The sequence below is a fragment of the Acidithiobacillus sp. 'AMD consortium' genome, from assembly GCF_008926505.1.
Taxonomy (GTDB): domain Bacteria; phylum Pseudomonadota; class Gammaproteobacteria; order Acidithiobacillales; family Acidithiobacillaceae; genus Acidithiobacillus; species Acidithiobacillus ferridurans.
Genome location: NZ_CP044411.1, coordinates 2,607,653 through 2,633,170 on the forward strand (window position 1 = coordinate 2,607,653; position 25,518 = coordinate 2,633,170).

At 60.0% G+C, this 25,518-nt stretch carries 21 protein-coding genes and 1 riboswitch; of the genes, 15 read left to right on the forward strand and 6 right to left on the reverse strand.

Translation table 11 applies throughout. The features are described from left to right. Positions 1-12: 12 nt before the first annotated feature. The 9 genes from F6A13_RS13655 (at position 13) to F6A13_RS13695 (ending at position 14,173) form a co-directional block, all read left to right on the forward strand. A complete protein-coding gene (locus F6A13_RS13655; RefSeq protein ID WP_126604424.1) occupies positions 13-3,375 on the forward strand; it encodes a DUF2126 domain-containing protein in 3,363 nt (1,120 codons plus the stop codon). A 457-nt stretch (positions 3,376-3,832) separates the two neighbouring features. Then, complete coding sequence (locus F6A13_RS13660) at positions 3,833-5,767, forward strand: PrkA family serine protein kinase (protein ID WP_126604425.1); 1,935 nt, start codon at positions 3,833-3,835, stop codon at positions 5,765-5,767. A 277-nt stretch (positions 5,768-6,044) separates the two neighbouring features. Continuing rightward, complete coding sequence (locus F6A13_RS13665) at positions 6,045-7,361, forward strand: ammonium transporter (RefSeq protein WP_225981850.1); 1,317 nt, start codon at positions 6,045-6,047, stop codon at positions 7,359-7,361. 101 nt (positions 7,362-7,462) lie between these two features. Beyond that, positions 7,463-8,767, forward strand: coding sequence for a YeaH/YhbH family protein (locus F6A13_RS13670; RefSeq protein WP_113527555.1), 1,305 nt, complete (start codon positions 7,463-7,465; stop codon positions 8,765-8,767). Next, positions 8,760-10,235, forward strand: coding sequence for a SpoVR family protein (locus F6A13_RS13675; RefSeq protein WP_151528351.1), 1,476 nt, complete (start codon positions 8,760-8,762; stop codon positions 10,233-10,235). Before F6A13_RS13670 ends, F6A13_RS13675 begins: the two co-directional genes overlap by 8 nt. Positions 10,236-10,416: 181 nt before the next feature. Next, a complete protein-coding gene (locus F6A13_RS13680) occupies positions 10,417-11,604 on the forward strand; it encodes a porin (RefSeq protein WP_126604426.1) in 1,188 nt (395 codons plus the stop codon). Positions 11,605-11,658: 54 nt separating this feature from the next. Further along, positions 11,659-11,997, forward strand: a complete 339-nt coding sequence (gene glnK, locus F6A13_RS13685; protein WP_113527613.1) for a P-II family nitrogen regulator — start codon at positions 11,659-11,661, stop codon at positions 11,995-11,997. A gap of 54 nt (positions 11,998-12,051) precedes the next feature. Next, positions 12,052-13,356 (forward strand): ammonium transporter, encoded by a 1,305-nt coding sequence (locus tag F6A13_RS13690; RefSeq protein WP_113527614.1) that lies wholly within the window; start codon positions 12,052-12,054, stop codon positions 13,354-13,356. Between the two features lie 103 nt (positions 13,357-13,459). Then, positions 13,460-14,173 carry a type 1 glutamine amidotransferase gene (locus F6A13_RS13695; RefSeq protein ID WP_126604427.1) on the forward strand — a complete coding sequence of 238 codons (714 nt, stop codon included), beginning with the start codon at positions 13,460-13,462 and terminating at the stop codon, positions 14,171-14,173. Between the two features lie 4 nt (positions 14,174-14,177). Here the strand turns inward: F6A13_RS13695 and F6A13_RS13700 are convergent, their stop codons facing one another. Continuing rightward, on the reverse strand, positions 14,178-14,564 hold the full coding sequence (locus F6A13_RS13700; protein ID WP_113527616.1) for a hypothetical protein: 387 nt from the start codon (positions 14,562-14,564) through the stop codon (positions 14,178-14,180). A gap of 247 nt (positions 14,565-14,811) precedes the next feature. Here F6A13_RS13700 and F6A13_RS13705 point away from each other — a divergent pair, with 247 nt between their 5' ends. Both F6A13_RS13705 and F6A13_RS13710 read left to right on the forward strand, forming a co-directional pair. Continuing rightward, positions 14,812-15,183 carry a glycine zipper domain-containing protein gene (locus tag F6A13_RS13705; RefSeq protein ID WP_012537475.1) on the forward strand — a complete coding sequence of 124 codons (372 nt, stop codon included), beginning with the start codon at positions 14,812-14,814 and terminating at the stop codon, positions 15,181-15,183. A 317-nt stretch (positions 15,184-15,500) separates the two neighbouring features. Continuing rightward, on the forward strand, positions 15,501-16,580 hold the full coding sequence (locus F6A13_RS13710) for a septal ring lytic transglycosylase RlpA family protein (RefSeq protein WP_113527617.1): 1,080 nt from the start codon (positions 15,501-15,503) through the stop codon (positions 16,578-16,580). On the opposite strand, the gene F6A13_RS13715 is transcribed toward F6A13_RS13710, so the two are convergent. The 4 genes from F6A13_RS13715 to pgi all read right to left on the reverse strand — a co-directional run bounded on the left by F6A13_RS13715 (position 16,561) and on the right by pgi (position 21,190). Continuing rightward, positions 16,561-16,869, reverse strand: a complete 309-nt coding sequence (locus F6A13_RS13715) for a superinfection immunity protein (protein ID WP_113527618.1) — start codon at positions 16,867-16,869, stop codon at positions 16,561-16,563. The genes F6A13_RS13710 and F6A13_RS13715 overlap by 20 nt on opposite strands. Beyond that, positions 16,866-18,113, reverse strand: coding sequence for a voltage-gated potassium channel protein (gene kch / locus F6A13_RS13720; protein ID WP_172959334.1), 1,248 nt, complete (start codon positions 18,111-18,113; stop codon positions 16,866-16,868). The genes F6A13_RS13715 and kch overlap by 4 nt, the downstream gene beginning before the upstream one ends. Positions 18,114-18,293: 180 nt before the next feature. Further along, positions 18,294-19,460: a D-alanyl-D-alanine carboxypeptidase family protein gene (locus F6A13_RS13725; RefSeq protein WP_126604428.1), complete on the reverse strand. Its 1,167-nt coding sequence runs from the start codon at positions 19,458-19,460 to the stop codon at positions 18,294-18,296. Positions 19,461-19,570: 110 nt separating this feature from the next. Beyond that, a complete protein-coding gene (gene pgi / locus F6A13_RS13730; protein ID WP_126604429.1) occupies positions 19,571-21,190 on the reverse strand; it encodes a glucose-6-phosphate isomerase in 1,620 nt (539 codons plus the stop codon). 449 nt (positions 21,191-21,639) lie between these two features. Here pgi and F6A13_RS13735 point away from each other — a divergent pair, with 449 nt between their 5' ends. Beyond that, positions 21,640-23,331 carry an ArnT family glycosyltransferase gene (locus F6A13_RS13735; protein WP_126604430.1) on the forward strand — a complete coding sequence of 564 codons (1,692 nt, stop codon included), beginning with the start codon at positions 21,640-21,642 and terminating at the stop codon, positions 23,329-23,331. Next, a riboswitch (Fluoride riboswitch) is annotated at positions 23,330-23,393 on the forward strand. Its footprint overlaps the gene before it by 2 nt. 104 nt (positions 23,394-23,497) lie before the next feature. Here F6A13_RS13735 and F6A13_RS15700 read toward each other — a convergent pair. After that, entirely contained in the window at positions 23,498-23,836 is a 339-nt protein-coding gene (locus F6A13_RS15700; protein WP_172959335.1) for a hypothetical protein, read from the reverse strand. Here F6A13_RS15700 and crcB point away from each other — a divergent pair. Genes crcB through F6A13_RS13755 form a run of 3 tightly spaced genes read left to right on the forward strand, consistent with a single transcriptional unit; the run spans position 23,826 to position 25,476 of the window. Beyond that, positions 23,826-24,203 carry a fluoride efflux transporter CrcB gene (gene crcB, locus F6A13_RS13745; RefSeq protein WP_126604431.1) on the forward strand — a complete coding sequence of 126 codons (378 nt, stop codon included), beginning with the start codon at positions 23,826-23,828 and terminating at the stop codon, positions 24,201-24,203. The genes F6A13_RS15700 and crcB overlap by 11 nt on opposite strands. Positions 24,204-24,213: 10 nt before the next feature. Continuing rightward, the gene (locus F6A13_RS13750; RefSeq protein ID WP_113527628.1) at positions 24,214-24,531 is read left to right on the forward strand and encodes a DUF190 domain-containing protein; all 318 of its coding nucleotides are present in this window, start codon (positions 24,214-24,216) and stop codon (positions 24,529-24,531) included. A gap of 51 nt (positions 24,532-24,582) precedes the next feature. Then, positions 24,583-25,476, forward strand: coding sequence for a prenyltransferase/squalene oxidase repeat-containing protein (locus F6A13_RS13755; RefSeq protein ID WP_225981851.1), 894 nt, complete (start codon positions 24,583-24,585; stop codon positions 25,474-25,476). Positions 25,477-25,518 lie beyond the last annotated feature (42 nt).

The window sequence follows — 25,518 nt, forward strand, 5'->3', positions numbered from 1 at the left end:
GAGGAAATCATCATGGGCATCCATGTCGTACTGCGCCACCAGACCGAGTATGACTTCGACCGGCTGGTGGAAATCCACCCCCATGTGCTGCGCCTGCGCCCCGCGCCCCATTGTCGCACCCCGATCCTGGCCTACTCCCTCCATGTCGAACCGGGCAAGCATTTTCTCAACTGGCAACAGGACCCATTCGGCAACTACCAGGGGCGCCTGGTCTTTCCCGAGCGTGCGCGCTCGCTGAAGGTGGAGGTAGAGGTCATCGCCGATCTGACCGTGATTGACCCCTTTGATTTCTTCATCGAACCTGAGGCCGAACACTGGCCCTTCGCCTATGACCCCATTCTCCGCAAGGAACTCGCACCCTACCTGGAAGAGGAAGAGGCCGGCCCGTTGCTACGGCGTTTTCTACTCGATATCCGCCGCCAGCGCCAGCGTACCGTGGATTTTCTCGTGGCCATCAATCAACGCCTGCAGGGACAGATCGGCTATACCCTGCGCATGGAGGCCGGGGTGCAGACACCGGAGGAGACCCTGGAAAAGGCCAGTGGCTCCTGCCGCGACAGTGCCTGGCTGCTGGTGCAGGTGCTCCGCCACATGGGCCTCGCAGCGCGCTTCGTGTCCGGCTATCTGGTGCAACTGGTAGCCGATCAGGCGCCCCTGGACGGACCCGCAGGCCCCGCCAGCGATTTCACTGATCTCCATGCCTGGGCAGAAGTTTACGTCCCCGGCGCCGGCTGGATCGGTCTCGACCCGACCTCCGGACTGTTTGCCGGAGAGGGCCACATCCCGCTCGCCTGTACCCCGCATTATCAAAGCGCGGCCCCCATTACCGGCGCCACCGGTGCCTGCAAGGCCGAGTTTCACTTCGCCAACACCGTGACCCGCCTGCTGGAAACGCCTCGCGTCACCAAGCCGTACACCGACGGGCAATGGGAACAGATCATGGGCCTGGGCGATGCGCTGGACAAGCGTTTTCAGGCCGCCGACATGCGCCTCACCATGGGCGGCGAGCCCACCTTCGTGGCCACGGAAGGAGTGGATGCCGCCGAATGGAATCAGGACGCCCTTGGCGACCACAAGCGGGAACGCGCCGAAACGCTGGTGCGTCGCCTCGGCCAGCGCTTCGCGCCCGGCGCACTGCTGCACACGGGTGAGGGCAAATGGTATCCCGGTGAACCGCTGCCGCGTTGGGCGCTCGGTCTATACTGGCGCAAGGATGGTATCCCCCTGTGGGGCGATCCCCGACTGCTCGCCGATCCATTGCACGACTACGGCTGGCAGGCCGATGACATCCACAATTTCGCCTGTACCCTGACCCGCTATCTGCAACTCGACAGTGACCGTCTGCTGCCCGCTTACGAGGATGCCTGGCATATTCTGCATCAGGAGGGCCGCACTCCGATCAATATCGATCTCAGCACCCATCGCCTCGACGACCCGCTGGAACGCCAGGCGCTGATCGGCAAATTGCAGGCGGGACTCGATCAGCCGGTGGGCTGGGTGCTGCCCCTCGCCTGGGAATGGAAACAGCAGCGCTGGTACTCGGCGCCGTGGAGTTTCCGGGGCGGGCGGCTGGTTCTGCTGCCTGGCGACTCCCCGCTGGGCATGCGTCTGCCCCTCGACAGCCTGCCCTGGGTCGTCGAAGCCCATAAAAAATGGCAGCCGGACCCTGACCCCTTCGCGCCGATGCAGCCATTGCCGGATATCCACGGCGATATCGCCGCGCGCTACAGCCATGTCCCTGAAGCGCAGCCATCGTCCACGGCGGACCAGCAACGCTGGGAGGAGATCCCCCATACCGCAGTCACCCTGGAAATCCGCAAAGGCTGCCTGTACTGCTTCTTTCCGCCCTTGCAGGTGACGGAACACTATCTGTACCTGCTCAGCGCGGTCGAACACAGCGCCACCGAACTCCATATGCCGGTGGTCATCGAGGGTTATGCGCCGCCCAGCGATCCACGGGTGGAGAAGCTGCTCGTCACCCCCGATCCCGGGGTCATCGAAGTCAATATCCATCCTTCCACGCACTGGCAGGAGATGGTGGAAAAGACCACGGCCCTCTATGATGACGCCCACGCCTGCCGGCTGACCGCCGAAAAATTCATGCTGGACGGGCGCCATACCGGAACTGGCGGCGGCAATCACATGACACTCGGCGCCGCCACCCCCGGCGACAGTCCCTTTTTGCGCCGCCCCGATCTGCTGCAGAGCCTCATCACCTACTGGCAGCACCACCCGGCCCTGTCCTACTTTTTCAGCGGCATGTTTATCGGCCCCACCAGTCAGTCGCCGCGGGTGGATGAGGCGCGCCATGAGGCCCTTTACGAGCTGGAGATCGCTTTTGCTCAGGTGCCGCCCGGCATCGTGCCGCAGCCATGGCTGGTGGACCGTCTCTTCCGCAATCTGCTGGTGGACATCACCGGCAACACCCACCGCGCCGAAATCTGCATCGACAAGCTCTATTCGCCGGCCGGGGCCGCCGGCAGGCAGGGACTGGTGGAACTACGGGCCTTCGAGATGCCGCCCCACGCCCGCATGAGCCTTGCGCAGCAACTGCTGGTGCGCAGCCTCTTGCTGCGATTCTGGGAAACCCCCTATCGCCATGAACTGGTGCGCTGGGGCACCACCCTCCACGATCGCTTCATGCTACCCCATTATATCTGGGAAGATCTGCGCGAAATTTGCGCGGACCTGCAGGAACACGACATTCCCTTCCAACTCGACTGGCTGGCGCCCTTCTCCGAGTTTCGCTTTCCACGATACGGTCACATCCGGATCGGCGAGATCGACATCGAGTTGCGCGCCGCCATCGAACCCTGGCACGTTCTCGGCGAAGAGATGACGGGTAGCGGCACGGCGCGCTATGTGGACTCCTCGGTCGAACGGCTGCAGGTACGGGTAACGGGCATGACTCCGGGGCGCCATGTGCTCGCCTGCAACGGACGACGGGTGCCACTGCAGGCCACTCGTGCGCACGAAGCGCAGGTGGCCGGGGTACGCTACCGCGCCTGGCAACCGCCATCCGCGCTGCACCCCACCATTCCGGTGCATACGCCGTTGACTTTCGACCTGATCGACACCTGGAACGGAAGTAGCGTAGGCGGTTGCAGCTACCACGTCATGCATCCCGGCGGGCGCAATCCGGAGGCCTTCCCGGTCAATGCCTGGGAAGCGGAGGCGCGGCGCCAGAGCCGCTTCACCACGACCGGCCACAGTCAGGGTCCGCAACCGGAGCCGATCCTGCAGGGTCAGGGCGAGAGCCTTTTCGTGCCAACCGGCAGCGGTGAGCACGCTTGGCTGCCCCCCCATGCGGAAGATCAACCTGACTATCCCCATACCCTGGACCTACGCATGGCGCGGCCCATGGCATCGAGCTGAAAGGCTGCATCGAATATGGCACGCTTCCTGCTACATAAATACTGATCATGGTCATGTGATCACTCCTCCTCAAGTGGCTTCCAGGGCGGTTATTCCGCCCTTTTTTTCGTCCTCAGGGCGAACGTCATTGAAAATAATATGTAGAACAATATGTTAAAAACACTCGCCATTCTCGAACCAAGCGTCTCCCGGGGATAGAGCACCCGCGCTGCACTGGCGCACCCCCAGGATCTGCACCATACTTGTGCAATGGCGCACCACTCCAGCGCACCCTATTCGGGGTGATTGCACACGATCATCTCCATGGTAGAACGGCAGGCGACTGGAGCAGCAAATGTCAAACTGGCACAGGAAATGCTAGTTTCATGGTGTACACGGGGTCTTCCCCATAGCGAACCGCGACGACCGATGCCGGTCTAACCAATCGCAGACGCGGCAATGCCGCAAGGAGTGGCAAATGGCGTTATTCGACCGTTACCAGGAGCGTTTCCTGCAGCAGCAGGAAGTCACCCTTTCCATCGATGAGTATCTGGACCTTTGTGCCCGGGATCCCATGGCTTACGCCACCGCCGCGGAGCGGATGCTGGCGGCCATCGGCGAGCCACAGGTGGTGGACACCCAGGCTGATCCCCGGCTGTCGCGTATTTTCATGAACCGTAAACTGCTCACCTATCCCGCCTTCAAGGACTTCTATGGCATTGAAGACGTGGTGGAAAACCTCGTCGCGTATTTTCGTCACGCAGCGCAGGGACTGGAAGAGCGTAAACAGATTCTCTATCTGCTCGGTCCGGTGGGCGCCGCCAAATCGTCTCTGGCGGAGCGCCTGAAAAACCTGATGGAGCACTATCCCATCTATTGCCTCGCCGCCCATGGCAGGGTATCGCCACTCTTCGAGTCACCCCTCGGTCTCTTTGACCGGGATGAGGATGGCCCGGTGCTGGAAGACCGCTTCGGCATTCCCTCCCGCGCCCTCAATGGCGTAATGTCGCCCTGGGCCGCCAAACGGCTGCGCGAGTTCGGTGGTGACATTCGTAAGTTCACCGTGCACCGCCTGATGCCGTCGCAGTTGCACCAGATCGGCATCACCAAGGTGGAACCGGGCGACGAGAACAATCAGGATATTTCCAGCCTCGTCGGCAAAGTGGATATTCGCAAGCTGGAAGATTTCTCCCAGGACGATCCCGACGCCTATGCCTATGCGGGCGGCCTCAATGTCGCCACCCAGGGCGTGCTGGAGTTCGTCGAGATGTTCAAGGCGCCCATCAAGATGCTCCACCCCCTGCTGACGGCCACCCAGGAGGGCACCTACAACGGTACCGAAGGTTTTGGCGCCATGCCCTTCCAGGGCATCATCCTGGCCCACAGCAATGAATCGGAATGGTCTGCTTTCCGCAACAACAAGCGCAACGAGGCTTTCCTCGACCGCGTCTATATCGTCAAGGTGCCCTATTGCCTGCGCGTCACCGAGGAGACGCAGATCTACCGCAAGCTCCTCGAAAGCAGCGCCCTCAACGCCGCCCCCTGTGCCCCCGACACCATGGACATGCTGGCTCGTTTCTCCGTCCTCAGTCGTCTCAAGGAACCCGGCAACAGCAGCCTGTGGTCCAAGATGGAGGTCTACGATGGCAAGTCCCTCAAAGATCGGGACCCCAAGGCCAAAAGCCTGCAGGAGTATCGTGACGCATCCGGCGTGGACGAGGGCATGGACGGCATTTCCACGCGCTTCGCTTACAAAATCCTGTCACGCACCTTCAACTTTGACGGCGACGAGATAGCGGCCAACCCGGTACACCTCCTGCATGTGCTGGAAACACAGGTCCGTGCCGAACAGTTTCCGGCAGAACTGGAATCCCGCTATCTCGCCTTCCTCAAGACCGAATTGGCCCCCCGTTATGCCGAGTTCCTCGGTCTGGAAATTCAGAAGGCCTATCTGGAGAGCTATGGCGATTACGGCCAGAATCTCTTTGACCGCTATATCCAGTACGCCGATTTTTGGCTGCAGGATACGGAATTCCGTGACCCCGATACCGGGCAACTCATGGACCGCAGCCTGCTCAACGAAGAACTGGAAAAAATCGAGAAACCGGCGGGCATCGCCAACCCCAAGGATTTTCGCAACGAAGTAGTAAACTTTGTGCTGCGGGTCAAGGCATCCAACGACGGCGTCAGCCCGGCCTGGACCAGTTATGAGAAGCTGCGCGCAGTCATCGAGAAGAAGATGTTTGCCAATACCGAGGATCTGCTACCGGTGATTTCCTTCGGCAAGAAGAGCTCCTCGGATGACGAACGCAAACATCAGGACTTTGTCGCACGCATGACTTCCAAGGGCTACACCGAAAAGCAGGTACGCCTGCTGGTGGACTGGTATATGCGTTATCGCAAGCATCATTAGAGGCTGTGCCATCGCAAAGAGGGCCAACGGCCCGCGCTTCGACCTGTCCCGATCTCCTGCCCGCACCCGCGGGCTTTTTTTGCCGGGATGGCCGACTCCACCGGCGCGCAGCGGATAGAGCGCACTATTTTGGTGCGCTCGGCATTCCCGGCCTCCTGTCACAATCCATAAGCCCTTATTTTTCGTTATCCTGCCCGGCTTGCACACTTATTGCTTGACGCTATCTGAGTAAGCACGGGGCGAACAGCCCCATAACGGGCAAAAAAGGAGCGACAAGATGCAGAAGGGAGCGAAACACCCATTTTTACCGGTGGCGTCGGGAATCGGCGCATGGATATGGTTGGCCAGCCCGCTGGCCCAGGCCGATACCACCCCACCCTTTAACAGCGGCGATACGGCATGGATGCTGAGCTCCACGGCTCTGGTGCTGCTCATGACCGTCCCCGGCCTGGCCCTCTTTTATGCGGGCATGGTGCGCAAGAAAAATGTCCTGGCCACGGCGGCGCAGAGTTTCGCCATCACGGCCCTGGTTTCCGTACTGTGGATGTTCATAGGCTACTCACTGACCTTCACCTCAGGCAATGCGTTCATGGGCGGGCTGAGTCGACTTTTCCTCAACGGCATGGGCCTGGATTCCGCCAATGGTCTGGCCCCCACCATTCCGGAATCGGTGTACATGACCTTTCAGATGACCTTCGCCATCATCACGCCGGCCCTGATTGTCGGCGCCTTTGCCGAACGGATGAAGTTCTCCGCCCTGCTCTGGTTCACCGGCCTCTGGTCGTTGCTGGTCTATGCGCCCATCGCGCATATGGTCTGGGGCCCAGCCGGCTGGCTGGCTGCGGATGGCGTCCTCGATTACGCGGGCGGCACCGTGGTGCATATCAACGCCGGTATCGCCGGGCTGGTCGCAGCGCTCGTCATGGGCAAGCGGATCGGTTACCGCCATGACACCATGCACCCCAATAATCTGATGTATACCCTGATCGGCGCATCCCTGCTCTGGGTGGGCTGGTTCGGCTTCAACGCCGGTTCGGCGGTCGCCGCCAGCGACCGCGCGGGGATGGCCATGGCTACCACCCAGATTGCCACCGCCGTGGCAGCCCTCTCCTGGATGTTTGCGGAATGGCTGGCGCGCGGCAAGCCGACGGTGCTGGGCATGACTTCTGGCGCCGTAGCCGGTCTCGTCGCGATCACCCCAGCCTCGGGTTTTGTCGGCCCCATGGGTGCATTGTGGATCGGTCTTGCGGCGGGCGTCATCTGTTTCTGGGCTGCGGTCTACCTGAAGAACCGGTTGGGTTACGACGATTCTCTGGATGCCTTCGGCGTCCATGCCATCGGCGGTATCATCGGCGCGTTGCTGACCGGCGTTTTCGCGGTGAAAGCCATCGGTGGTACAGCGGGTATGCTGGAAGGGAATACCGGACAACTGCTCATTCAGGCGACGGGTGTTGGTGTCACGATTGTCTATGACGCCATCGTCAGCTTCATCATCCTCAAGGTCATCGACTGGACCCTGGGCCTGCGCGTCATAGGGGAGCAGGAACGGGAGGGGCTGGACATCACCCAGCACGGTGAGCAGGTCTACGAATAAACCGCGTTCCCGGTGGACCGTCCATGGGGGAGGTCCACCGTAACCATCCGCCCCATTTTAGGTCATAATGAGGGTGAGGCGTCGCCACCAGGGAGTCTGCCATGAGCATGATCATCGACCGGCGCAGTTCCGGAACCAGATCCACGGCCAATCAGGATCGTCTGCAAAGACGTGTCCGCGCCCGACTCAAGGTCGCTGTCGAAAAAATGGCCCGCTCCGGCTCCATTGAGGATCTGGCCAATACCGACCAACCCGTTTCCATCCCCACCCGCGATCTCCATGAACCCAGCTTTCGCCGCGACCTCGGCGATACCTCCTGGGAGCGGGTGTTACCCGGTAACAAGGAATATCAGCGTGGCGACGAAATCAACAAGCCCGAGGGGGGCGGTTCCGGCAAGGGTCGGGTGGGGTCTCCCGACGGCCTGGGAGAAGACGAAGTCGCCATCGTCCTCTCCGCCGACGAGTTTCTGGACCTGCTCTTCGACGGACTGGCGTTACCCAATCTGCGTAAAATGGCACAGGGGGATATCCAGGCCGATCAATGGCGGCGGGCGGGTTTCATCAAGGACGGCAGCCCCTCCCGCATGCACGTCGGCCGCACCATGCGTGCCGCCCGTGCCCGTCGGCTGGCTTTGCGTGCCGGAAAACGCCGCGAATTGCAGGATCTGCTGGATGCTCGCAACGTCCTGCAGGAAGAGATTCAAGACCGTCTGGCACAGAAGCAAGATGTCTCCGTAGAGCAGGAGCGCCTCAGCGAACTGGATCATCAGATTGACGCGTTGGAGCGCAAAATCAAAGCGATTCCATTCATCGACGAGGCCGACCTGCGCTTCGCCCATATCGACCAGCAACCCCACCCCATTACCAACGCGGTGATGTTCTGCGTCATGGACGTTTCGGGCAGTATGGGTGAAAAGGAAAAAGACCTGGCCAAGCGCTTCTTTCTGCTGCTGTATCTGTTTCTGCACCGGCATTATCAGGCGGTGCAGATGGTCTTCATCAAGCACCACAGCACCGCCTCGGAGTGCAGTGAACAGGCCTTTTTCGGCGCCCGCGAGGGAGGTGGGACGCTGGTCTCTCCGGCCATCATCCTGAGTGAAGAAATCATGCAACAACGCTTCCCCCCGGATCGATGGAATGTCTATCTGGCACAGGTATCCGACGGTGATAATTATTTTGCCGACAACGCCGTGGTGGAAGAGCACCTTCTGAACCTGCTGCCGCGCCTGCGCAACCTCTTCTATCTGGAGGTCAACCGGGACAGCGAGAGTGATCTGCTGCGACTCTACGATGCCATTGCCCAGGACTTCCCGGAGCTGGTCACCGCCCGCGCCAGCGAGCGCGAGGACATCTACCCGATGTTCCGGACACTCTTTGCCACTGAGGAGACGCCAAGCCATGTCTAGGTTCCTCTTTACCGACAATGACTGGACCTTCGCGCGGATCGATGCGGTCACCGAAGAAATTGCGGCCATCGCCGCGGAAGAACTTCAGCTCGACACCTATCCCAACCAGTTGGAGATCATCAGCGCCGAGCAGATGCTCGATGCCTATGCCTCCATCGGGCTTCCGGTCTATTACGCCCACTGGTCTTTCGGCAAGCAACGTGCCATCGAATCCGGGCAGTACCGTCGCGGCGAAATGGGTCTGGCGTATGAACTGGTGATCAACAGCAATCCCTGCATCAGCTACCTCATGGAAGAAAACACCATGACCATGCAGACTCTGGTGATCGCCCATGCGGCTTACGGGCATAACGCCTTTTTCAAGAACAATGTCTTCTTCCGGCAATGGACGGATGCGGAGGGCATTCTGGATTATCTGGCGTTCGCCCAGCGCTACATCGCCCGCTGCGAGGAGCGCTACGGGATCGAGGCGGTAACCGACGTATTGGATGCAGCCCATGCCATCAGCCGTAACGGCGTGGATCGCGGCCGCCGTCCGCGCCAGCTCTCGGCCCGCGAGGAAGAGCAACGCCGCGAAGAACGTGAACGCTACCTGCAGCAGCAGCTCCTGGAAATATGGCGCACCCTGCCTCCGCATGACACCAGCCAGCCCGTTGATGCCAACGTATTCCCGCCAGCCCCCCAGGAAAACCTGCTCTATTTCATCGAAAAAAACGCCCCACACCTGGAGGGCTGGAAGCGGGAAATACTGCGTATCGTGCGCAAGATCTCCCAGTATCTCTACCCCCAGGGACAGACCAAGATCATGAACGAGGGCTTCGCGTGCTTCGTGCATTACCATATCCTGCACAGCCTGCATGCCCGGGGGCTGATTACCGACGGCACCCTGCTGGAGTTTTACGCCAGCCACACCGCCGTCACCTTCCAGCCGGACTTTGATGATCCGCGCTACAGCGGAATCAACCCCTATGCCCTGGGTTTTGCCGTGTTCCAGGACATCAAGCGGATTTGTCTCGCGCCCACGGACGAAGACCGCCGCTGGTTTTCCTTTGCCGGAGACCCCGACTGGCGCAAGCAGATTCACTTCGCCATGCGCGAATTCCGTGACGAAAGCTTCATCCTGCAATACCTCTCGCCCAAGGTCATGCGCGACCTGCACCTCTTTGCCCTGAGCAACGACCCAGACGCTACGGCGTACCGGGTCAGCGCCATCCATGATGACTCGGGCTACCAGTATCTGCGCCAGGCTTTTGCCCGACAAATCGCTGAAAGCACCCGCCCGCCGGACATTCAGATCGTGTCTGTGGATCGCTGGGGGGACCGACATCTGCGTCTACGGCAGATGGATCCTCAGCCCCTCGATCAGGATGAAGCCCAAAAGACCCTCCATTTGATTCACACCCTCTGGGGGTATGATGTGCATCTGAACATGGAAGAGCTTTCCCTGAGCGAATCCGGCACGCTCTGAAGATCCGATTCCGACAACCCCAAGGGTTGCACCATAATAGTGCATAGCGCATTGATATGGTGCACCAAATGCGGTCACTTCCTCGCCATTTTTCAAAAAACGTTACGTTATAGCCTGTTATAAGTTGGCACTAAGTTTGCTAGAAGCTCCCTGTAATTTCACACCAAAGGGAGCAGCAAACATGAAGAGTTCCAAACGGAGTTATGGTCATAAAATCATTCCGCTGACTGTACTCGCCCTATCGCCGCTGGCGATCGGGACTGGCCACGCATCGCCACTGGCCCTGCCCAGCCCGCTGACCTTCGAGGCGGGTCCACTGGGTAAACTCAATGTGCAAGGCGTGGCGAGCGGCTATGGCATCTGGCAGGACAACAAGTTCGCCCCCGCCGCCTCCGGCCCGGCAAACACTCCGGCAACCAAATCTGCGTCCGCCGACATCAGCAACGGTCAGGTGATCATCCAGAAGAACTCCGGTCTGGTGCAATTTTATCTGCAGGCAGGGGCGTATAACGTCATGACCCTGGGCTCCAGCTATTTCTCCACCGGTACCTTCACTCAGAACACCTTCGGCGCCCTGCCGGTCGGTTATCTTGAAATCGCCCCCACCGATAACTTCAATGTCCAGATCGGCAAACTCCCGACCCTGATCGGCGCCGAATACACCTTCAGCTACCAGAACTGGAACATCGAGCGCGGCCTGCTCTGGGGCCAGGAGAATGCCGTCAACAAAGGCATCCAGGCCAATTACACCATGGGGCCGGTCACCGCTTCCTTGTCTTGGAATGACGGTTTCTACTCCGATCGCTTCAACTGGGTGACGGGCGCCCTGACCTGGGCCATCAACAAGGAAAACAGTGTCTTCTTCCAGGCTGGCAGCAATATGGGACATACGAATTTCGCCTATTCGTCCATTGCCACCACGCCGCTACAGAACAACGAGAGCATTTACGACCTGGGTTATACCCATACCGGCGCAAACCTCGTCGTGACGCCTTATGTGCAGTATACCAGCGTGCCGGCGAGCGCAATTCAGGCGCTGGGTGCCGGCACCAGAAAGACCAGCACCTTCGGTGCCGCCATTCTTGCCGATTACAGCCTGACGGACAAAATCTCCGTCGCCGGGCGGGTGGAGTACATCAGCAACTCCGGCACTGCTACAGATGGTGCCGCCAACCTCACCGGCTTCGGCCCCGGTTCCCATGCCTGGTCGCTGACCGTGACGCCGACTTATCAGGACGGCGGCTTTTTCGCTCGGGCCGAGCTTTCTTATGTTACAGCATCCATGCAGAGCGGCACTGGTTTCTCGGGTACCAACGGCCTCGCCCAGAACCAACTCCGGGGCATGGTCGAAACCGGCTTCATGTTCTAACCCCCGGGGTCGTTGCCCCCCGAGATGTTCCAACCCTGCGCAAGAGGTGTCGTCATGAAATTGATTACTGCCATAGTAAAACCCTTCAAGCTCGATGATGTCCGTGAGGCATTGTCGGCAGTCGGGATCCAGGGCCTCACGGTCACCGAAGTCAAAGGTTTCGGGCGCCAGAAAGGTCATACCGAACTCTACCGCGGCGCGGAATACGTGGTGGATTTTCTCCCCAAGGTCAAAATCGAGACGGTAATCAGCGATGACGTCGTCGACCAGGCCATTGAGGCCATCGAAAAAGGTGCCCGCACCGGCAAGATTGGTGACGGTAAAATCTTCGTCTCTGAAGTGCTGGAGACCATCCGTATCCGCACCGGGGAATCCGGCAATGATGCACTGTAATCACCTATAACCGTTTTACAACCGCTCCGAATCCTTATAGGGAGGAATTTCTTCATGTCAGTAGCTTGGCTTAATACCGGCGACAATGCGTGGCAGCTTACCGCAGCGACCGTCGTTGGCTTGCAGAGTGTTCCCGGGCTCGTCGTCCTGTACGCGGGCATCGTCAAGAAGAAGTGGGCCGTCAACTCCGCTTTTATGGCCTTTTATGCCTTTGCCGCAGTACTGATCGCATGGGTCCTCTGGGCCTACAATATGGGTTTCGGTAATCAGTGGTTTCCTTTTGTCGGCATGCCGCATTCCATCATCAGTATGCAGGATGAACTCAAACAGGCCCTGATCCCGGCCTCCAACACCAGCGCCGCCTTTCCCATGTCCACCATGGTATATTTCCAGTTTGTCTTTGCCGCCATTACTCTGGTGATCATGGCTGGCGCCGTATTGGGACGGATGAGCTTCAAGGCATGGATGATTTTCGTTCCCTTATGGCTCACCTTCTCCTATACCGTTGGCGCCTTCAGTTTGTGGGGTGGCGGTTTCCTCTCCAGCCTCGGCGTCATCGATTACTCCGGTGGTTATGTCATTCACCTCTCTGCAGGTGTCGCGGGCTTTGTGGCGGCCGCGGTGATTGGACCACGCCTCGCGCGTGACCGTGAAAACTTCCAGCCCAACAACGTACTGCTGATGCTGGTCGGTGCCGGTATCCTCTGGCTCGGATGGAACGGCTTCAACGGTGGTGATCCCTACGCTGCCAGCCGCGATGCCGGCGCGGCGGTGCTGAACACCAATATCGCCACAGCGGTCAGCGTCATCGTCTGGACCATCATGGATATCTTCTACTTCAAGAAGCCATCCGTCATCGGTGCTGTACAAGGCATGATCACCGGGCTGGTGGCTATCACCCCCGCGGCAGGTGTGGTCGATGGCTGGGGCGCGATAGCCATCGGCATCAGTTCCGGCATCATCCCCTGGCTCAGCATGAATCTGCTCGGTAAAACCGCGCTCTTCCGCAAGGTAGATGACACCCTGGGGGTCTTCCATACCCATGCGGTGGCGGGTCTCCTCGGTGGTATCATGACCGGTTTACTGGCGACCAAGGCGGGCTGTGCAGCTTTCGCCCTGAGCACCCCGGGCGGCGCCATCGAGGGCAACTGGCATCAGGTCTGGTTACAACTCGTCGGCGCAGCATTCATCATCGTGCTGAATATCATAGTGACGTACGTTCTGCTCAAGCTCATCAGCCTGATCGTGCCTCTGCGCATGACGGAAGAAGAGCTGCTGATCGGCGATGATGCGGTGCATGGCGAGGAAGCCTACGCCTTTTTCGGTGACGGCGAACGCCGGCCGGTGACTGGTGACTGAACGCTACCCCCGACATCTTTACGGTTATAATACGACACGGCGGGCAACCGCCGTTTTGTATGCCATCATGGCACCCCGACATCACTGAAGAAGGGCCTGCATCATGACCAGGATTCTTGTTTTACAGCATCATCCGGAAGAGGGGCTGGGAAGCCTGCACGATATTCTTGCGGCACAGGGGCATCGAACGGGCGTATATCGCCTGGATCTGGGCGTGCCGGCTCCCGATGACTTGGCCGACTATGGCGCCTTGATCATCATGGGTGGACCCATGAGCGTCCACGATACGGACCGGTACCCGTGGCTGCTCACCGAGCAACGAATCATTCGTCGGGCAGTGGTCGAAGAACTCCCCGTCCTGGGACACTGTCTCGGTGCGCAACTGATTGCCCAAGCGATGGGCGGCCAGGTAACCCCTAACCCGGATGGCCCGGAGATCGGCTGGTGGCCCGTCACCAAGACCCCGGAAGCAATGGGCAGCACCTGGTTAACAGAGCTTCCCGACACGTTTACGCTCTTTCACTGGCATGGCGAGACCTTTTCCCTGCCAGCCGGTGCAGTGCCCCTGCTTTCCAGCGACCTTTGCGCCCAGCAGGCCTTTGCCATCGGCAAGCACTGCCTGGCGCTTCAAGGCCACCCGGAGGTCACTCCCACCACGGTGCAAGCCTGGACGGAAAGCATGGCGCATGACTTGCAACAAGCCGGTGCGGGCGTACAGAGCCGCCAGACCATTCACGACCATCTGGAGCGCCGATGTGAAGCGTTGCTGGCCAGCGCCGCGGCCATCTACCGCCCGTGGTTGGAGCAGTTACGCTGACCGTTCAGGGCCGCGCAATGGCCTGCCCTACATACTGCCCCATCCAGTGCTCGATCTCTTCCACCTCACGGAGGTGCCCATACAGACCGATACGCGCCGAAAACTTTGTCACCGCAGCACCCTTGGTTTGCAGGGTGATCAGGATGGCGTTACCCTCTGGATCGTAGCCATGCACTTCTACGGTACTGGGATTGATCTGTTTGGATCCGGTAAACCGCATCCCCGCCTGGGGCAGTGCCCTCTCCGCCGCTGCCGTGACGACGCTGAGAGATGCCGGGTAAAAAGTATAGTACGGTACGGGGTTGACTTGCGGAGCCCAACTGGCGGTACAGCCACTCAACCCAAGAGCCAGCACCAAAGAAGCTACTGCAAGGCGTAAGGATAAGGTCATAGCATTCTCCATAGCGAAATTATGAGGCTGGTCCGGGGTGAACCCGGCTTTCCCATTATACGGCAAAAGACCGCGCAGGGGATTCCTTCGGGAAGGGACTCACCATAACGGCGCCCCCGCTGCCGGAGCAGGCATCGCGATCGATCAGGCCGGTGGGTGTACCCCATTCACCACACTGGCATACCCGTGGGATTTTGCATCATAATGAAATGTAACTGGCTCAAGACGATATAAGGAGATGATGACCATGAACACTGCACGCTGGTTAATGATTGCGGCACTGCCCCTGACGCTTGCGGGCTGCGCGAATAATCCCTACGCCACCAACGGCACTACGGCCAACACGGCGGGCGGCTCCCTGCTCGGCGCCGTCGCGGGCGCGGTCATCGGGAATCAAACCGGGTCGCCGCTGGCTGGTGCCGCCATCGGTGCCGGGCTGGGCGGACTCGCCGGTTACGGCCTCTCACACAGCCAGCAGCAGCCGGCGCCACAACCCGGCTATTATGCCGCGCCACAAGGTAACGTACCTTGCCCCTCCGGCTATGTGTGTACGCCAACGGCCCCGCAATACCAGCAGCCACCCGCCTGCCCGCCCGGATATACCTGCTCCCCGCAATAAGCGGAAACTAGCGAGGGTAGGCCGTCCCTCCGGCACCCCGCTGCAACCCACGCGGGGGAGAGCGGAGGGATGGCACGCTCCTGGGTGCCGGAGCCGCGCCGGCAATCTCCACGATAAAAGCGCTATGGCCCATAGCGGTAGAAGCCACAGCAGTACAGGCTGGTTTGCTGGCATTTCTAGTCCACAGCTTGAGAATAAACGGCCAACCCCTAGCCTTACTTAAATTTTTCAAATACTATGGCCTAGAATGTAGGGATATTTCCAGACGGAGACCGCGCATCGGCAAACGTCCAGAACGGTTCCGACCAGGGGGAAACATGCGCGTACGGTTCCATCTGCGGCTTTTGAGGCTAGGGGCTTTTGGCCTTGGTGCCGCAGCACTAGCGGGTTGTGCGAGCATGCCTGATCATGTTGCGGGCCAGCCGCGCAATAGCTACGGTTCGGCCATGGCGGGCTCGGGATATTCTACCGGACAGGACTGCTTTGCCACCGCGCCCAACCTGAATGCCGCCTACAACCAGCCTTATGAAATCAACGGTCGCTGGTACCATCCGCTCCGCGGTGACGCGGATTTCTCCGAAAATGGCATCGCCTCCTGGTACGACCGGCAGTCGTCCAGCGACGTGACCGCCATGGGTACCGCCTTCCACGCCCGGCAAATGACCGCCGCGAGCCGGACATTGCCACTACCATCGTGCGTGCGCGTCACCAACCTGAAGAACGGGCGCAGCATCGTCGTCCTGGTGAACGATCGCGGCCCCTTCGTGAGCGGCCGTATCATGGATATGTCCTATGGTGCCGCCAGCCGGTTGGGCATGCTCAGCCGAGGCACCACGCCGGTACATATTCAGGTGATTCCCAGCAGTCCGGCACCTGGCGCACCGCTGCCGAGGGTACTGCCCGTAGTCCAACGCACTGTGCCCGGAACGGTACCCGCACCGGTCCCGCAAGCGCCGGCGGCGATACCGGTACCGGCCTATACCGCCCCCTCCAATGCCAATGCCAAGCTGACGGCGGTGGTGGACGACACTTTTGCCAGCGGTCCGATTCGCGCCATGCCTGCCGCCGCCCGCACGGTCCCGCCCGCTCCCCTTCCCCCACATAGGGAGGCCACCGCCCATACTTTGGAACAGTGGCGGCAGACGCCGCGATCCGAGCAAATCTATCTGGAAACAGCAAGCCCCATGCATCTACAGACCGCGGTTCGTGAGCGCAGCAAGCTGCAGGATTTCGGCATAAGCACCGCGCAGATGGTGCCGGTATCCTCCACGACCGGGGGCGGGCTGTATAAGATCAAGATCGGTCCCATGGCCCCCACCGCGGCCCCGGAAGACTACGCGGCCAGCCTGCGACGCCTGCGCCTCGGTACCTTTGTGGTCAGCGAGCAGGAGGGTTAAAGGCATCGGTGCTCAGCCTGCGCGGGGGTGGTTCCCTCCGTTCGCCGAGAATGGCCCAGACAATCAGCGCGATCCAGGCGATGCCCGACCAGCCGAGCACGATGTTCAATATCAGCACCCACAGAAAATGCTCATGGTGGCGCGCGGCAGCGATGATGCTGGGGACAAAATAGATCAACAGACCGAGTATGGCAGCCAGCAGCCATACCACCGTGTGCAAAAATAGCGCCGCAATACCCAGTGCAATCAAGGCGAATATGGCAATGCTTATGGCGATCAACGCACTCAAGTCTCAGCTCCTTCCGCCTTCGCGGTAAACAATTTACTGATAATGGCATCTCCTGCCAGACTCTCACCGCTCAGGGCCAGCGCCAGCAGTTCCCCGCCCAACACTTCCGGAGAGATGATGAGATCGGCCCCGATCTGTCGCAGACGTTCCAGATGCTTACCGTTCTGAACCGCCGCCACGGTTTTCCCGGGAACACCCAACTCTCTCGCCGCGAGAATGATAAAGGCATTTTCACTGTCATTCGCCCGCAATGCGAGCACTCCCAGGGCATACTGGGCTCCCGCTCTGCGCAATACATCCAGGTCCGTTGCATCACCGATCATGAGATCTTCCGTGGCCATCCACTGTCGCTCCGGTAGCACGGACATCAGCACCAGCGCCGACAAATGCCTGGCGCGCAGGGCGCGGTAGGTATTCTGGGCCAACGCATTATCCCCGATGATCAGGTAGTGACTACGGTAACTGCGCCGTTTCTCTCCCATGAGCAGGCGCTGCATCCTGCCGTTCAGCAACGGTACGACAACCGCGGAAATAGAGGTTGCGAAAACGGTGATGCCCAGGATGATGATGGAGATGACAAAAATCCGGGCGTCTTCGCTTTTCGGCACGATATCTCCATACCCGACGGTGGACATGGTAACCACGGAGAAATACAGGGCATCCACCAGATTCATGATAGGCGGCGAAAAGCCTGCGCCCAGCACGTAACTGCCCAGTACCGCGTAACTCATCAGCAGCAAAATGGATATCGCTGCAAACAGGGTTCCCGCAGCCACGCTCGAATGCGCAAAATGGCGCCGAAACACCAGCAGCGCTATCAGGATCGCCGCATTGTAGGCAACGACGCCGCTCCACACAAAACCGTAGTGGTGCAGCAACATGGCCAGCATCGCGGCCGCCAATATCAGAGTAATGGCCCAGGAGAAGCGGGAGCGGAACAATAACCCGATGGCCATCAGCAACAGGACGATACCGACAATCGCCTCGGGTACCGTGCCCAGTGCCGATAAGAGCGGGGCCTGGGTCAGGCTGGCGGAGGGGGCAAGGCCTGCCAGCGCCGGAAAGATCCGGGTCAGGCGCGGCAAGGCATTCAGGATCGCCAGCCCCCCCAACAGCCCAACGGCCAGCGCCATCGGAATCTGTGGAAACCAGACATCCAGATTCAATACGACACGCGCCTTGGCCACGAAGCGAAAAAACCGCTGTCGCAGTGACCATCTCATCACATCGGGGATTCTGATCATGGACAGACCCTTACTTTCGGAGGCCGGACACTGCTCAGCCCAAACATCGTCCGTACGGAACTGTAGCATCTGCGGATCGCTGCAGCGACCTATGGCTGGCGCAGCACCCTGTGCATGCCGGCGCGAAGAACCGTCAGCTTTGGATTTCCAGGGGTGTGGACACGCCCGACGGCACGGAGATCACAGCCAGGATTCTCCTTCGTGTAACAGGCGGGTGAACCATCCCGCCGGCTGCACGGCGCTCCGTGCAACCACCGGCACACTCTGCAGGACATGGCCGTGCCAACGGACAGACAGGGTACCGATGGGTGCACCGGCGCGAATCGGCGCCTTGAGACCGGCGGCGGGAATAAACCGCGTGTGCAGCCCGACACCCTGCTGTTTGGGTTCAGACACCACGACGGCGCGGGTGGTCACCCCCTCCATCACTTCCGGACTCCAGTCCACATGACGGACTTGTGCGACTACCTGTCCGGCCTTATACAATGGAAGGTTCTGCCAGCCGTTCCAGCCATAATCCAGCAGCGCGCTCGCATCACTGCCCGCCGCACTGCGTGAAGGCGCCCCCAGCACGACGGCCACCAGGGTGCGTCCGCCGCGGGTCGCGCTGACATCCAGATCCCAACTGTTCTTTGCCGCCAGGCCGACACCCAGACCATTGATGTTTTCCTGACCGGCCAGCGGGTTGTAGTTGTACTGGGTGATATGGTTGTAAGTGTAAGAGACCTTCCCCGCCACCTGTAACACCTGCGGATACGCCTGGATCAAGTGTTTCGAGAGTCGCGCGACATCCAGCGCTGTACTGGTCTGGCCCGGCTGGGGCAAACCATCGGGGTTGGTAAAGTGGGTGTGTTGCAGCCCCATCGCCGCCGCGTCGTGATTCATCAGATCGACGAAACCACCGACGCTGCCGGCCACCGTTTGGGCGATGGCGACAGCCGCATCATTCCCCCCGTCAATCAACAGACCATGCTCCAGTTGGCTCATGGTCACCGGCAGGTGGGGCTGAATAAACATGCGCGAACCCTGCGCATGCCAGGCCTCGTTGGAGACATGAACCCGCCGCTGCGGCGGCACCAGTCCCTGCTTTTCCGCCTGATACATGACGTAGGCCGTCATTAACTTGACCAGCCCGGAAGGGTTGAGGGGTTTTTCGGCGTTCTCCGCCACCAGTACCTGACCGCTGTTCACATCCAGGAGAACCGCGCCCTGTATGCCCGTCAGTTGGGGCGCCGGCATGGGTGGCGGCGGGGGCAGGGTTGGCAAGGGGGGTAAATTCGGGGTCGCCGCGTTGGCGCCCCCCCACACAAGCAGCGCCACGAGGGCCAGAATGTTTGGCGATTTCATTGTTTTTGGCGGTTCTTCATCCGGCGGATAACACTGGGTTGGAAGCCCTCCGACAGGTAAAAGTTCCCGGCCGGCATCGTAAATTTTCAGCCGCGGCACACCCGCCAGGATCAGCTACCCCGGCGCTGCAGATAGCGCTGCAGCAAAGCGGCAGTCGAGGCGTCGTGGGGATGGCGGGCCGTACTCCGCAGTTCCGCCACGATCCGCTGCGCCAACACCTTGCCCAACTCCACGCCCCACTGATCAAACGAGTCGATACCCCAGATAATCCCCTGGGTAAAGACGCTGTGCTCGTAAAGTGCCACGAGCGCCCCCAGAGTATGGGGGTCGAGGCGGTCCCCCAGAAGGACGCTGCTGGGCCGGTTGCCGGGGAAAACGCGGAATGGCACCAACGCCTCGGCCACCCCTTCGGCACGCAATTCCTCCGCCGCCTTGCCAAAGGCCAGCGCCTCGGCCTGGGCGATGAGGTTAGCCATCAGCAACTCGTGCTGCTCGGCCAACGGACTGAGCGGCTGACAAAAGCCAATGAAATCACAGGGAATCAGTCGCGTACCCTGATGAATCAATTGATAGAAGGAATGCTGCCCGTCGGTGCCGGGCTCACCCCAGATAATGGCGCCCGTATCGACGGTAACCGGGTGACCATCCTCATCCACGCCCTTGCCGTTGCTTTCCATCTGCAGTTGCTGAAGATAAGCGGGGAAACGCGCCAGATCATGGGCATAGGGCAATATGGCCTGGGTCTGCGCATCCCAGAAATTGTTATACCAGAGCGCCAGCAGGCCCATGAGCACCGGCAGGTTCTGTTCCAGGGGCGCCGTCTGAAAGTGGTTATCCATGGCATGGAAGCCCGCCAGCATGGCGGTGAAATGTTCCACCCCCACCCCCAGCATGGTGGACAGGCCGATGGCCGAATCCATGGAATAACGTCCGCCTACCCAATCCCAGAAACCGAACATGTGTCCGGTATCCATCCCGAAGGCCTTGACAGCTTCGACATTGGTGGACACGGCGACGAAGTGCCGGGCCACGGCCGCCTCGCCCAGGGCCGAGGTAACCCAATAGCGGGCCTGTTGGGCGTTGGTCATGGTCTCCAGGGTGGTGAAGGTTTTGGAAGAGACGATGAACAGGGTTTCGGCGGGGTCCAGATGCGCCGTAACGTCGGTAAAAGTCGCGCCATCCACATTGGCGACAAAACCCAGCTCCATGCCTGGGTGACGATACGGGCGCAGCGCCTTCCAGGCCATTTCCGGCCCCAGGTAGGAGCCACCAATCCCAATATTGATGATCTTGCGAATGGGCTGACCGGTCGCCCCCCGCCAGGTGCCATCGTGGATGGATCGGGTGAAGGCGGCCATGTGGTCCAGTACCTTATGGACTTCTGGCACCACATCCACCCCCGCCGTGCGCATGACATGGCCTTTGGGTGCGCGCAGAGCCACATGAAAAGCCGCCCGCCCCTCCGTGCGATTGATCCGTTCGCCCGCGAACATCGCCGCCCGGCGTTCTTCCAGGTGCCGCGCCCGCGCCAGGGTGATCAGCAGACGCAAGGTCTCCGGGTTGATGAGGTGTTTGGAATAATCGAGGTAAAGGCCGCAGGCCTCGGCGGAAAAATTCCGGGCGCGCTGCGGGTCGTCCTGAAAGAGCTGACGCAGGGTCACGCCCTCCCAACTTTGCCGATGCTGCTGTAAATCCCGCCAGACGGATGAGGTATTCAAGGGTGTGGACACGAAAAAACTCCTTGCGCAAAACGGGACGGACGCGGAAAAGTGCTGACCCAAGAGTAGGCAAGGCGCGTCTCCACTGCAAGGGCAGCGGTTTTGCACCGAAAAAATTCGCGGCATCATAGCATTCAGGCAATGGCTTCGTGCCGCATACCGCCTTCGCCTCCGCGCCTGCGCCTGCGCCGATATTTCCTGCCCTGTCCAGTTTCACCAGTTTATCGTAATATTCATTCTTTACGATTTAATGTGTGAGAAAATTTGGCTAGTTAGTAGATCAACCTGTTTTTGGGCGTTTTTTGAAAAATCGGCTGAGCCGCTTATACTGCCAGTCTTTGTTGGTCCGGAACCTCTACTCGCCTTGATTGTTGCCTCATTACCCGCCGTTTCGCGCGATAGCTCATCCTGGTTTTCCGAGTCGCCGCCTGACGCCCGTGTAACTCCTCGGGGATCTGCCCATGTTTTCCCGGAGTAGTGCCGTCGGCCGAGTCTTCGGACTCAAGGCAGCCGCGGTTTTTTTGCTGGCGCTGCTGTTTTTCGGCTGGGACGTGGGCAATACCAGTCTGTGGAACATCGATGAGCCCATCTACGCGCAATCCCTGAAAGAACAGATCGCCCAGCACAATCTGGTGGTACCGACCTTCAACGCACGGCTGATGCCTGACAAGCCGGCGCTGAACTACTGGCTGATGTGGACCGGCGTAAAAATGCTGGGAATGAACTCCTGGGGATTGCGGATGGGTTCCGCCGTTGCCGGCGCCCTGCTGGTTCTGTATCTGGTCATCGGATTGCGGCGTCTGTATGGTGAAAACATCGCGCTGATCAGCGGGCTGATGACCGCCACGGCACTGCACAGCACGGTGATTTTCCGCAGCGCCACCCCCGATCCGCTGCTGATCCTGACGGTGACGATCGCCCTGCTGAGTTACCTGCGCGGTTATCTGTTCCCGGACATACGCAGCCGCGAAATCCTCATCGCCTATGCCGCCATGGCCCTCGCCACGCTGGACAAGGGCCCCATTGGATTTCTCTTGCCTGGCCTGATCATCGTCCTGTTTTTGCTGCTGCGCAGGGAGCTGTCCTTTCTCTGGCGGGAAGGCCGGCTGACCTGGGGAGTGCCGATCTTTCTGATCATCGCCCTGCCCTGGTATCTTGCCGTCGGCGTCGAAACCCATTGGGCCTGGGATCGCGCGTTCATCTTCAAACAGAACATCGGCCGCTTCAGCGACAGCATGCAGGGGCACCGTGGTCCTTGGGTCTATTATCTCATCAGCACCTTCCTCGGGATGCTGCCCTGGTCGATTTTTTTACCCCAGGTTTTCCGGGAGATATGGCTTTCCCGGCGGCAATTTTTGCGCAGCCATCCGAAGACATCGTTCCTGCTGGTCTGGGCGGTGGCGTGGATCGGTTTTTTCACCCTCTCCGCTACCAAACTCCCCAATTACGTCTGGGAAGCCTATCCGCCGCTCTTCATTCTGCTGGCCGCCTATTTCGAGAAAGTCCGGGCGGGTACCACTCGCCCCACACGCCGGGGGTTGATCCTGTCAGCCGGGGTGCTGTTCCTGATCGGACTGGCCATGAGTCTTTTTGCGGGCCTGGTCCTACCGCTACGCGAGCCGCACCTGCCGGATATGGTGGAGATCGGCCTGCCTTATCTGCTGGCTGCGACCGGCGCCGGCGCCCTGCTCTGGCAGCGGCGCTGGGTGCCGGCATGGGCGACTCTGGGCGTCGGCGGCGTGGCGCTAACCGCCTTGCTGGTCTTGGTCATCACCCCGTCCTTGAATGGGGTGAAGCCCTCCCGGGAGATGGGGCAACGCATTGCCGCCCTGCAAGGTCCGCAGCCATATCGGCTGGCGTCCTGGCAATGGTTTCAGCCGAGCTTTCTATTTTATGCCGGGCGCGGCAACATGCCCATCCGTCATTTGCAGACCCTGACGGAATTACCGGCGCTACTCGGTCCGGAGCCGCTCTATCTCGTCTGCCCGGCACACACCGTCGCCGCTGTTCGCGCCGCCGTGCCCGCGGCATACCGGCAGCAGACCGTCCTACTGCGCTACGAGATCTATAACCGCGAAAATATCGCCCTGTTGCGGATCAGCCCGCGCACGAAAAGCCTTGACCATGCCATTGCGCCTTACTACCATCAATAAAACGTGTGGCGATGGAGTCCGCCCAATAACCGCCTTTATAGGCTAATGACTGCTACTGATCCTGATCGCAAGATCGGGCGGTGGGGAGTCGGAAGTCATATAAGGGGAAGGTATGCTCGACGATATCGTCCTGCAGTGTGAGCAAGTCTTGGCGGTGCTTTTGTTATCACCGCTCCTGCACGGCTTCATGGTCACCATGGAAGAGCGCGTTCAGCGCGGACAGGGGCCGTCCATCTTCCAGCCCTATCGGGATCTCTGGAAACTCTTCCACAAAACCCTGCTGATACCGGTGCTGACCAATTTTCCCCTGCCGCTCTCGGACATGGGCGATATCCTCGGTGGCGGCCTCATCCTGACCCTTGGCGGTTTTTTCATCCTGCTGGCCTTTTCCATAGTTGACATCCGGAACGTGAATATTTCGTGCGCAATCGGAATTCGGAATATTGTTGATCGTTGTTTTTGCGTCTTTTATTTGTAACGTATAAGGAGTAGAGATGTTCGCCACTTTCGGCTTCATTGCCCTGTTCGCGGTGCTCGGCGCCTGGGCGCGTTATGGACAGACCCTGTTGGTGCAGGCGGCATTCGGCCGCGGTTTTCCCTGGGCTACCCTGAGCATCAATGTCCTGGGCTGTTTTATCATGGGCTTTCTGTTTTTCGAGACCTTGGAACGTATTTCCGTGAGCCCGGAATTGCGCACGGGCATACTCACCGGCGGCCTGGGTGCCTACACCACTTTTTCGACGTTTTCCCTCGAAACCTTGGTGCTTTTTGAAAATGGCGAAGCCATCAAGGCGCTGCTATATATGTTTACATCATTGTTTCTGTGCGTCGGTGCCGCTTTTGCCGGGGCCTGGGTTTCCCGCAGTATCTGAGAGGTGCATCATGACGACCGTATCCGTAGTACGCATTTATATCAAAGAAGGCGACAAACATAGCGGACACAATCTCATGGAAGAAATCTTCCGCATGCTCCACGACCAGTACAAGGTCCATGGCGTCACCGCCTTTCGCGGTATCGCGGGCTTTGGCAGCAAAGGACAAGTGCATGCCGACGATGTTCTGCGCCTCAATGTGCATTTGCCGCTGGTACTGGAATTTTTTGACGAACCGGAGGCCGTGGATGCGGTGATGCCGCACCTGCGGGAATTGGTGCCACCGGGCCACATTCTGCGCTGGGAAGCTGACTGCTGCTGCGAATGATTTGTCCGGCTTGCGGGTGGGATATCAGAGCGTTGAATGTGGATGACGGGCATGGACATGGATAATGACCAGAAACTCTGGGCACGGGCGCAAAACTACGTGCTGAGCCGTCAGTCGGCGGATGGCGGCTTTTGTTTCTACCGGGTCTGGGGCGTGGAAGAGTCCACCGCACCGGATACCTATTACGCCGTTGCCGTACTCCGCTTCTGGGGCATGGCTATTCCCCACCGCGCCGAGCTGGTCCGCTGGCTGCACTCCCTGCAGGACGATCAGGGGCGGTATTCCAGCCTGACCAATGCCAGTTTTGGCGTGCGCGCCCTGAGTCTGTTGGCCGCTGCCCCTCTCCGCGATCCGCGCCCGCATGTACTGAATTGGGCGGCCCAAGCCGCAGGCCGTAAAAAAGCAGCCAATAGCGAGACACTGCGGGACTGGCAGCGCTGTATCCAACTGCAGCGCCTGCTCGCCCCGGATGAGCCCCTGCCCGAAATCATGCGTAGCGGCGCCGAAGCGATTCTGCATGGCATGGAGGCCGTCGCCGGAGGCTTCGGCAGTCACCCCAACCTGATCGACAGCGGCATCGCCTGGGCCTTGCAGCGGCTTCTGGGTCAGCCCCATCGCCCGCAGGATCGAATCTTCCTGCATGACTGCGAAGATGCCACCCTCGGCCTGCGTCTCAGCCCCGATGGCGCCAGCACCCGTCTGGAGGCCATCTTCTGGGGGATACTACAGATGGTGCATCTCCACATCGCGCCACAGTATCCAGAGGCCGTCATGGCCTATGTGCGTGCATGCCAGCCAGTGAATGGCGGTTTCGGACGCCGCGCTGGCGCCATTGCCACCCTGGAGGGCACTTTTCATGCAGTGATGATTGCGGCGGGCTTGTCCCGTAACCCGCTGTTACAGATGCTGACGGGAATTTCAACGAGCGAGGATGTTCTACACTGAATTGGGGGGCAGACGTTCGCACTGATGAGCGGGCGTTTCTGC